Raw genomic sequence first — 7,801 nt, 5'->3', positions numbered from 1 at the left:
GCGCGCATCGTCGCGCCCGCGGGCGGGTCCGGCCGCGGGCGAACCGCTCCGGCACCCGCGCCGCGCCGGGTCCATCGGCCCGCGCCGTCTTGCGCGCGGCGCCGATCGGCGTCCATCCTGCCGGCCTGACGCCCGGGATCCAACCCGCGGCGCGCCCGAGGGAGGACCCCAGATGACGAACACGCTCTCGCGCCGTGAGGTGCTGGCCGCCGGCTTCGGCGCCGTCGTGCTGCCTTCGACGCTGTCGGCGCAGCCGGCCCAGAAGCCCGCCGAGTTCAAGATCGGCGTCACCACCTTCCTCTCGGGCCCCGCCTCGGTCTTCGGCGTCCCGTCCCGCCGCGCCTGCGAGATGCTGATCGACCAGATCAACGCCGCGGGCGGCATCGCCGGCGTGCCGGTGCGCGCCATCTTCGTCGACGAAGGCCCGGGCACGGACCACCTGGTGGGCGAGATCCGCCGCCTGGTGCAGTCCGAAGGCGTCAACGCGATCTTCCAGTCGATCTCCTCGGGCTCCTGCCTCGCCTGCACGCCGCTGTCGCGCGAGCTGTCGAAGGTGAACCTGCTCTGGGACTGCGGCACGCAGCGCATCTTCGAGGAGGCGCGCTACGAGTATTCCTTCCGCACCCAGGGCTACGCGACGCCCGAGGTGCTGGCGCCGCTGCTGTACCTGCTGCGCACCAAGCCCAACATCCGCACCGTCGCCGTGATCAACCAGGACTACGCATGGGGCCGGGATTCCTGGGAGATCTGGAAGACCGCCATGGACGCGCTGAAGCCCGGCGTGCGCGTGGTGGCCGAGATGTTCCCCCGCTTCGGCTCGACCGACTTCTCGACCGAGATCACCCGCCTGCTCGCGCTGCGCCCGGACGTGGTCTACTCGACCTCCTGGGGCGGGGAACTCGTCACCTTCATCCGGCAGGCGACCGAGCGGCGGCTGCATGAGCGCACCACCTTCGTGCTGCCCGTGGCCGAGGCCTCGCTGCAGATCCTCGGCCGCTCGATGCCCGAAGGGCACATCATCGGCGCGCGCGGCGATCACTGGAACAACCACCCGGCGCCGCGCGACCCGGCCGCCTTCAACGCCTTCGTCAACGCCTACCGCCAGCGCTTCAACGAATACCCGATCTACCCCTGCCACCACATGGCCCAAGCCGTCTGGGCGCTGAAGGCGGCGCTGGAGAAGGCCGTCGCCGCCAAGTCCGGCGGCTGGCCGTCGGATGCCGAGCTCGCCGCCGCCTTCCGCGGCCTGACCTTCCCGACGCCGACCTCGACCATCACGCTGCGCGAGGACGGCCAGGGGCTCGAGGACCAGATCGTCGGCCTCTCCTCCTTCAACGACCGCTTCCCCTTCGCGGTGCCGAAGGACATGCGGCTGTATCCGCCCGCGCAGGTCTCCGCGCCGGTCGGGCAGAAGAGCACGGACTGGCTCAAGACGCTGACGCCGGCGCTGATCGAATCCGCCGGCCGGTCGATCTGAGCCGGGGCGCGCCATGGCCGAGTGGTTCCAGGACAATGGCCTTCTGCTCGGCCTCGCGCTGCTCGACGGGTTGTCCTCCGCGGGGTTGATCTTCCTCGTCGCGGTGGGGCTCAACCTGGTGTTCGGGGTGCTGCGCATCGTCAATGTCGCGCACGGCTCCCTCTATGCGATCGGGGCCTATTCGGCGGCCTCGATCGGGCTGTTCCTCACCTCGCTCGGCCTGCCGGCCTGGGCGTCGCTGCCGGTGCTGCTGCTCTCGGCGGCCCTTGTCGGCGCCATCCTCGGCCCGCTGATCGAACGCCTGCTCCTGCGCCGCATCTACGCGCAGGAGGAGGTGGTGCAGCTGCTCGTCACCTTCGCGCTCTTCATGATCCTCGAGGACGTGCAGAAGCTCGTCTGGGGCGTGCAGCCGATCCATCACGACCAGGCGATGAAGCTGCTGGGCACCATCGACGTGCCCTTCGGCACCGACTTCATCCCCTTCACTAACTACCAGTTGTTCGTGCTGCCGGGCATCGCGGTCGTCACGCTGGTGGGCCTCGCCTGGTTCCTGCGCCGGACGCTGACCGGGCGCGTCATCGTCGCGGTGACCACCGACAGGGAAGCGGCGACCGCGATGGGCATCGACGCGGCCAAGATCTTCCTCCTCACCTTCACCTTTGGCGCCATGCTGGCCGCCCTCGGCGGCGCGCTCTCCTCCCCCACCGCCGCGCTCGTGCCGGGGATCGGGGCGCAGACCATCGTGCTGTCCTTCGCCGTGGTGGCGACGGCGGGCCTCGGCCAGATCGAAGGCGCGGCGCTGACCTCCCTGATGATGGGCCTCGGCCGGTCCATCGCCGTGTATTTCGAGCCGGAACTGGAAGTCGTCGTGCCCTACATCATCATGGTGCTGGTGCTGCTGGTGCGCCCGCAGGGCCTGTTCGGCGTGACCGAGACGCGGCGCGTATGAAGCGGATCGAGCCCATCCTCGCGCTGGCGCTGGCCGGCGCCATCATCGCCGCCGCGGTGGCCGCCCCCTGGCTGCGCTTCGTGCTGACCATCGCGCTGGCGAAAGGCATCGCCGTGATGGGCATCCTGCTGCTGCTGCGCGCGGGGCAGGTCTCCTTCGGCCATGCGCTCTACATCGCCTTCGGCGCCTACACCGTCGCCTTCCTCGCCCCCCGCGTGGGAGATGCCGTGGTGCTGCTGCCGCTCGCGGCCCTCGGCGCCGGCGCGCTCGGGCTGCTGATCGGCCTGTTCGTGACGCGCTACCGGCAGATCTTCTTCGGCATGCTGAACCTTGCGATGTCGATGGTGTTCTACTCGCTGCTCGAGAAGCTCTATCACTTCACCAAGGGCAGCGACGGCATCCGGGTCGAGATCATGCCCGTGGCCGGCCAGGCGCTCGACCGCATCGCCTATGAATGGACGATCTTCGGCATCGCGCTCGGCCTCGCCTTCGCCCTCGGCCTGCTGCTCCGCCTCTATCTCGCCTCCCCGATGGGGGAGGCGCTGGCGGGCATCAAGACGCGGGAGACGCGGCTCGAATTCATGGGCGTGCCGGCGCGCGGCGTGCTGCTCTCGGCCTATGTGCTCTCGGCCATGGTGGGCGGGCTGGGCGGGGCGCTGATCGCGCTGACCTCCCGCCACGTCACGCCGCTGCTCGCCTACTGGACCTCCTCGGGCGAACTCGTCTTCATCGCCATCCTGGGCGGGGCGGGCGGCGTGCTCGGGCCCTTCCTCGGCGCCACCGCCTATGAGCTGATCCGCGTCTACGCCGCGGCGTCCTTCGCCGATGCCTGGCAGATGATCCTCGGCGCCTCGCTGCTGCTGGTGATCCTGTTCGCCCCGGGCGGCGTCTGGGGCATGGCGGCGCGCGCCGTTGGGGGGCGTGGGCGATGAGCGAGGCGCTGCTCCGCGCGACCGGCCTGCGGCTTGCCTTCGGCGGCGTGCGCGCGGCCGACGGCATCGACCTCGACGTGATGAAGGGCGAGTTCCTCGCCATCATCGGCCCGAACGGCGCGGGCAAGACCACCTTCATCAACATGACGACCGGCTACCTCAAGCCCAATGCCGGCGAGATCGCCTATGAGGGCCGCCGCATCACCGGCCTCTCCCCCCGCGCGATCGTCAAGCTCGGCATCGCGCGGTCCTTCCAGCTGCCGCAGTTGTTCCTCGAACACACGGTCGAGCAGAACGTGGCACTCGCCGTCGCGGCGCGGATGGGCATCTGGTCGCCGCTCGCCCCCCTGCTGCGCCCGTCGCATCGCGACGAAGCGCGCGACATCCTCGCCCGCTTCGGCCTGACCGCCATCGCCGACAGCCGGGCGGACGCGCTGAACGAGGGCGCGCGCAAGCTCGCCGACATCGCCATGGCGGTCGCACTCAAGCCCCGCCTGCTGCTGATGGACGAGCCCACCTCCGGCGTCGCGGCGTCGGAGAAGATGACGATCGTCGAGACGCTGGTGAACGTGCTGCGGGACGCGAAGGTGACGGCGGTCTTCGTCGAGCACGACATGGACGTGGTGGAACGCTTCGCGGACCGCGTCGCGGTCTGGTCCCAGGGGCGCATCGCCGCGCTGGGTCCGCCGGCCGAAGTGCTGGCCGACCCCGCCGTGCAGCGGGAAGTGATCGGCATCGAGCGCCATCCGACGAAGGAGGCGCCCCATGCTTGAACTCTCGGGCGTGTCCGTCGCCATCGCCGGCGTGCCTGTGCTGCGCAACGTCTCGCTGAAGGTCCCCGCGGGCGGGCGCGTCGCGCTGATCGGGCGCAACGGCGCGGGCAAGACGACCACGCTGCGCACGCTGATGGGCCTGGTGCCGGCCACGACCGGCAAGGTCGTGATCGACGGGGAGGACGAGACGCGCCTGCCCCCGCACCACCGCCCGCGCCACGGCATCGGCTATGCGCCCGAGGACCGGCGCCTGTTCGGCTCCTTCACGGTGGAGGACAACATGCTCCTCCCCGCCCAGGTCCTGCGCCTGTCGGAGCAGGAGATCGCCGAGCGCCTCGCCCGCGTCTACGGCCTGCTGCCGGAACTGAAGGAGCTCGCGCCGCGCAAGGCGGCGGGGCTGTCGGGCGGGCAGGGCAAGATGGTGGCGCTGGGCCGCGCGCTGATGGTCGGCACCAAGGCGGTGCTGCTGGACGAGCCCTTCCAGGGCCTCGCCCCCGCGCTGGCGCTGCGCTACGCGGAAGCCCTGAAGCGCCTGCGCGCCGCCCTGCCCGACGTCGCCATCCTGATCACGGAAAGCAACCCGGAACTGCTCCGCCCGCTGGTCGAGCAGACCTATGTGATCGAGCGGGGCGAGATCGCGCCGGATTGAACGGCGGGCGGATGGTTGCGCCCCGCCCCGCCCTCCCCTATACGCCCCGCTTCCCTGCCCGCCGGTCGGTATCGGCGGGCCTTTGAGCATGAGCACCGCCCGATGAAGCCCGACACGCATCCGGACTATCACGTGATCAACGTCATCATGACCGACGGGACCGAGTTCCAGACGCGCTCCTGCTACGGCAAGCCGGGCGACACGCTGCGGCTGGACATCGACACCAAGTCGCACCCGGCCTGGACCGGCCAGCAGCGCGTGATCGACACGGGCGGCCAGATCGCCAAGTTCAACAAGAAGTTCGCCGGCATCGGCGCGCGGAAGAAGGCCTGAGCCTTCCGGAGGAAGGCGCAGGCCTTCTTCCTTGGTTTTTTTGCCCTCAGACGGCGGGCGCAGCGGCGTTTGTTGTGCCCTCAGACGGCGGGCGGGCCGCATCCGCGGCCCTTGCCTTCGCGCCATGCACGGGCGCACCCGGCGCGGCTGATGGGTTGGGCGCGGTCGCGCCTTGCGCTCCCGGCCCGAGGCCATGCCTCGGGCCGTTTTGCGTTTGTCTGACCCCTCTTGAACGGCCGATCGCCGTTGCCAATTTCCGTCCCGTCGGCGGTGCCCCATCGGGGGCCGGCGACGCGGAACGGCAGGGTCGCCCGGACGGGGGCCCATGAGCCCGCATCCGCCCCGCAACGGACCTTGCTCAGACAGGGGGTTCCATGAACGCGATCGACTTCTCCCCGCTTTTCCGCACCGCGATCGGCTTCGACCGCCTCGCACGCCTGATGGACACCGCGCGCAGCACGCCGGACGGCAATGGCTACCCGCCCTACAACATCGAGCGGACGGGCGATGACAGCTACGTGCTGACGATGGCGGTCGCCGGCTTCGCCGAATCCGACATCGAGATCACCGCGCAGGAGAACACGCTGACCATCACCGGGCGGCCGCAGCCGCAGCCGGAGGATGGGCGCCGCTTCCTCCACCGCGGCATCGCCGGCCGCGCCTTCGAGCGCCGCTTCGTCCTCGCCGACCACATCGTCGTGCAGGGGGCGGACCTCGCCAACGGCCTGCTGCATGTGGCGCTGAAGCGCGTGGTGCCGGAAGCGCTGAAGCCCCGCCGCATCCCGGTGCAGGCCGGCCGGCCGGCGATCCAGTCCGAGGCGACGCCCGCCCAGGCGGCCTGACCACGCGCCGGCGCATCCCGCCGGCTCTCCTCGACGGGGCCCGCATGCCGCGCATGCGGGCCCTTCGCGTTCGGGGCCTCGCATCCGGGCATGCCCGCCCGGCGCGTCGCACGGTCAGCCCGTCGCCATCCGCGGGGCGTCGCGGCGATGCCCTACCGGCTGGAGCCATCCGATCGGTGGGCAGCGACCCACCGGGGCGGAGCACGCATGGCCGCGGGGCGACGCCCCATCGTTCCCCGGGATCAGGTCCCGCAGAAGGTCCGCGTCACCCGCTCCTCCGGTCGCGCCGGCAGGGCGTGCCGTTCGCGGCCGGGCTGCGCGTCGAAGGGGCGGGCCAGCACCTCGACCAGCGTCTCGAAGCGGGAGAAATCCTCGCCATCGACGGCGGCCGCGATCGCTTCCTCCACCAGGTGGTTGCGCGGGATGTAGAGCGGGTTCTCCCGCCGCATCGCCGCCGCGCGGGCTTCGGGCGCGAGGCCGTCCTGGGCCAGGCGCGCGCGCCAGCCTTCCGCCCAGCCGTCGAAGGCGGCGGGGTCGGCGAACACCGCGCGCACGGGCGCGTCATTGCCCTCCACCGCGTCGGCCAGGTGCCGGAAGGTGAGCGTGAAATCCGCCTCCGCCTCCATCATCCGCCGGAGCAGCTCCTCGATCAGCGCCTCATCCTCGGGCTGCGCCTGGGCGATGCCGACCTTGCGCGCCATCGCCGCGCGATAGGCCACGCCGAAGCGCGGCGCGAAGCCGGCCAGCGCGGACTTGGCGGCTTCCATCGCCGCGTCTTCCTCCGCATCGATCAGCGGCAGCAGGCATTCGGCCAGCCTGGCGAGGTTCCAATGCGCGATGCCCGGCTGGTTGCCATAGGCGTAGCGCCCCTGGTGGTCGATCGAGGAGAAGACCGTCTCGGGATGGTACGCCTCCAGGAAGGCGCAGGGGCCGTAGTCGATCGTCTCCCCGCTGATGGTGCAGTTGTCGGTGTTCATCACGCCGTGCACGAAGCCCAGCGCGAGCCAGCGCGCGATGAGCGCCGCCTGCCGTGCGACCACGCCTTCCAGCAGCGCGAGCGCGGGGTTGGCGGCCTGCGCGGCCGCCGGGTCGTGCCGCGCGATGGCGTGGTCCACCAGCACGCGCACCGCGTCCATGTCCCGCCGCGCGGCGAAATACTGGAAGGTGCCGACGCGCAGATGGCTCGACGCGACGCGGGTCAGCACCGCGCCGGGAACCGCATCCTCCCGGAACACCCATTCGCCGGTCGCGACCGCGGCCAGGCTGCGCGTCGTCGGCACGCCGAAGGCCGCCATGGCCTCGCTGACGATATACTCTCGCAGCACCGGCCCGACCGCGGCCCGGCCGTCGCCGCGCCGCGAGAAGGGCGTGGGCCCCGAGCCCTTCAGCTGGATGTCGCGCCGCGCCCCGGCCGGCGTGACGACCTCCCCCAGCAGGATGGCGCGGCCGTCGCCGAGGCTGGGCGAGAAATGCCCGAACTGGTGCCCCGCATAGGCCTGGGCGATCGGCTCGGCGCCGTCGGGCATGCGGTTGCCGGCGAGCATCGCCACCCCGTCCTCCGAGGCCAGCCACGCCGCGTCGAGGCCGAGCTCCCGCGCCAGGCCGGTATTGAGCCGGACGAGCCGCGGCGCCTTGACCGGCGTGGGCGGCAGCCGCGCGAACAGCCGTTCCGGCAGGCGGGCGTAGGAATTGTCGAAGGCCGGGCCGAGGCCGGCGGTGGGCTGGGGCATGTCATCCGGCATGGACCGCAGATCGCGCGCGGCGGGGCGCGGCGCAAGGGGCGGCCGAGGCGCGGGATCCTCCTCGCGGACGGCAGCGCGGCCGCGGCGACCGCCGCCGCCCGGGC

8 protein-coding genes are annotated in these 7,801 nt (G+C 71.7%); 7 read left to right on the top strand and 1 reads right to left on the bottom strand.

Features of this window, described 5'->3' with window-relative positions:
- The first annotated feature begins 172 nt into the window (after positions 1 to 172).
- From HW577_RS16085 to HW577_RS16055, 7 genes are all read left to right on the top strand, one after another.
- Positions 173 to 1,477 (top strand): ABC transporter substrate-binding protein, encoded by a 1,305-nt coding sequence (locus tag HW577_RS16085; protein WP_198377167.1) that lies wholly within the window; start codon positions 173 to 175, stop codon positions 1,475 to 1,477.
- 13 nt (positions 1,478 to 1,490) lie between these two features.
- The gene (locus tag HW577_RS16080; protein ID WP_198377166.1) at positions 1,491 to 2,426 is read left to right on the top strand and encodes a branched-chain amino acid ABC transporter permease; all 936 of its coding nucleotides are present in this window, start codon (positions 1,491 to 1,493) and stop codon (positions 2,424 to 2,426) included.
- The gene (locus HW577_RS16075; protein WP_198377165.1) at positions 2,423 to 3,358 is read left to right on the top strand and encodes a branched-chain amino acid ABC transporter permease; all 936 of its coding nucleotides are present in this window, start codon (positions 2,423 to 2,425) and stop codon (positions 3,356 to 3,358) included. Before HW577_RS16080 ends, HW577_RS16075 begins: the two co-directional genes overlap by 4 nt.
- Entirely contained in the window at positions 3,355 to 4,131 is a 777-nt protein-coding gene (locus HW577_RS16070; RefSeq protein WP_198377164.1) for an ABC transporter ATP-binding protein, read from the top strand. The genes HW577_RS16075 and HW577_RS16070 overlap by 4 nt, the downstream gene beginning before the upstream one ends.
- Positions 4,124 to 4,780, top strand: a complete 657-nt coding sequence (locus HW577_RS16065) for an ABC transporter ATP-binding protein (RefSeq protein WP_198377163.1) — start codon at positions 4,124 to 4,126, stop codon at positions 4,778 to 4,780. Before HW577_RS16070 ends, HW577_RS16065 begins: the two co-directional genes overlap by 8 nt.
- Positions 4,781 to 4,882: 102 nt before the next feature.
- Positions 4,883 to 5,113, top strand: a complete 231-nt coding sequence (gene rpmE, locus HW577_RS16060; RefSeq protein WP_198377162.1) for a 50S ribosomal protein L31 — start codon at positions 4,883 to 4,885, stop codon at positions 5,111 to 5,113.
- A gap of 374 nt (positions 5,114 to 5,487) precedes the next feature.
- Entirely contained in the window at positions 5,488 to 5,955 is a 468-nt protein-coding gene (locus tag HW577_RS16055; protein ID WP_198377161.1) for an Hsp20 family protein, read from the top strand.
- Between the two features lie 242 nt (positions 5,956 to 6,197).
- On the opposite strand, the gene HW577_RS16050 is transcribed toward HW577_RS16055, so the two are convergent.
- Complete coding sequence (locus HW577_RS16050; protein ID WP_198377160.1) at positions 6,198 to 7,685, bottom strand: protein adenylyltransferase SelO; 1,488 nt, start codon at positions 7,683 to 7,685, stop codon at positions 6,198 to 6,200.
- Positions 7,686 to 7,801: the final 116 nt, after the last annotated feature.

It is taken from the genome of Neoroseomonas rubea (assembly GCF_016106015.1).
Lineage (GTDB): Bacteria > Pseudomonadota > Alphaproteobacteria > Acetobacterales > Acetobacteraceae > Neoroseomonas > Neoroseomonas rubea.
Note: the sequence above shows the minus strand (reverse complement) of the source record. Positions and strands in the feature narration are given on the sequence as shown.

What these genes read in the sequence shown, in the direction of transcription:
- HW577_RS16085 (WP_198377167.1), top strand. Translation starts at nt 173, where the DNA reads ATGACGAACACGCTCTCGCGCCGTGAGGTGCTGGCCGCCGGCTTCGGC.
- HW577_RS16080 (WP_198377166.1), top strand. Translation starts at nt 1,491, where the DNA reads ATGGCCGAGTGGTTCCAGGACAATGGCCTTCTGCTCGGCCTCGCGCTG.
- HW577_RS16075 (WP_198377165.1), top strand. Translation starts at nt 2,423, where the DNA reads ATGAAGCGGATCGAGCCCATCCTCGCGCTGGCGCTGGCCGGCGCCATC.
- HW577_RS16070 (WP_198377164.1), top strand. Translation starts at nt 3,355, where the DNA reads ATGAGCGAGGCGCTGCTCCGCGCGACCGGCCTGCGGCTTGCCTTCGGC.
- HW577_RS16065 (WP_198377163.1), top strand. Translation starts at nt 4,124, where the DNA reads ATGCTTGAACTCTCGGGCGTGTCCGTCGCCATCGCCGGCGTGCCTGTG.
- rpmE (WP_198377162.1), top strand. Translation starts at nt 4,883, where the DNA reads ATGAAGCCCGACACGCATCCGGACTATCACGTGATCAACGTCATCATG.
- HW577_RS16055 (WP_198377161.1), top strand. Translation starts at nt 5,488, where the DNA reads ATGAACGCGATCGACTTCTCCCCGCTTTTCCGCACCGCGATCGGCTTC.
- HW577_RS16050 (WP_198377160.1), bottom strand. Translation starts at nt 7,685, where the DNA reads ATGCCCCAGCCCACCGCCGGCCTCGGCCCGGCCTTCGACAATTCCTAC.